Annotated in this window: 2 protein-coding genes; both read left to right on the top strand. The window is 61.9% G+C overall.

The genetic code is table 11. From position 1 onward, the window contains the following. Positions 1-116 precede the first annotated feature (116 nt). Positions 117-683, top strand: coding sequence for a hypothetical protein (locus ACZ4V6_RS36585; protein ID WP_467835610.1), 567 nt, complete (start codon positions 117-119; stop codon positions 681-683). Between the two features lie 114 nt (positions 684-797). Continuing rightward, a partial coding sequence (locus ACZ4V6_RS36580) for a hypothetical protein (protein ID WP_467835607.1) occupies positions 798-1077 on the top strand: 280 nt, incomplete at its 3' end.

Raw genomic sequence — 1077 nt, 5'->3', positions numbered from 1 at the left:
AGGCAGGCGAATCCCAATCATCTCGACGGTGAATCACGAGACACCACGATCTCTAAAATAAATGGCACTGTAAACGACGGAAACAGTACCGCACGCGGTCTGGCAGGCAAGGGATCATGAAACGCAGCTATTTTTGCGGCATACTCGTAACTGCCGCTCTCCTCGCTTCCGGCTGCTCGAGCGACAAGCCGGGATATGACTATGCCATCCCCTCGCGAATCTGCGGCATCGGAGTCGACGAGTCCGCGTTGAAGCCGCTCCTTCCCCCAGGAAAAGAGGGAGGTGCCACAGAGGTCGGCACCAATGACTGGAAGCACCATAAGTGCTGGGTGGTCGTCGACAAGAAGAGAGAGCTGATCATGTCGATGGCGCGCGACAGTGCAGTCGACGACGCCGCGAAATACGGGAAGGAGGAGTATGAGAACTTCAGGAGAATTTCTCTGAATGAACCCGTGACGAGCGCGGGAGTCGGGGACGACGGCGCCGTGGCATGGATGAAGTGCCGGCCCAAATCCGGTCAACCCCAGGAAGAGATGCCCGACTTTCCCTATACGCACCTGGTGCTGAAGATCCATACCACTGCCACAATCAAGGACTCCGATAAAGCGGCTGATCACCGGGCGAACATGGAACGGTTCCTGCGGTCCTACGTTCCAGACCTGGCCGAAGCCTGGTGCAGGTGAGGAGAACACGTCCGTCCCGTGCCCCGGCGCCTCATGATCTCCGCATCCCGGGGAAACCTCAATACGACGCCAACGCCCTGGCCAGCACCGCATAAACCCCTTCGGGAGGATGGGTTGGACTACATCGACGACGTGGGCGTCTTCCTCGGCCTGGACGTCGGCAAGAGCGCCGACACGCACCCCCCGCGAAGAGCTTCCGCAGCCCTCCGTGCCGCAGTACGTCCAGGTCGTCGATGGATCGGCGCCGGCGGCCATGCCGCCCACGATGCTCATCGCCTTCGCGTCGGGGGCCTTGCCGGCGCCGTTGGCCGCGCCAGTCAGTTTGACCTTCTCGGCCACCAGATCCGGCAGGCCGCACCGCTCGGCCAGCCGGATCACCGGGACCAGCCCGGCA

It is taken from the genome of Streptomyces sp. NPDC029152, from assembly GCF_055564355.1.
This window is presented reverse-complemented; position numbering and strand designations above follow the sequence as displayed.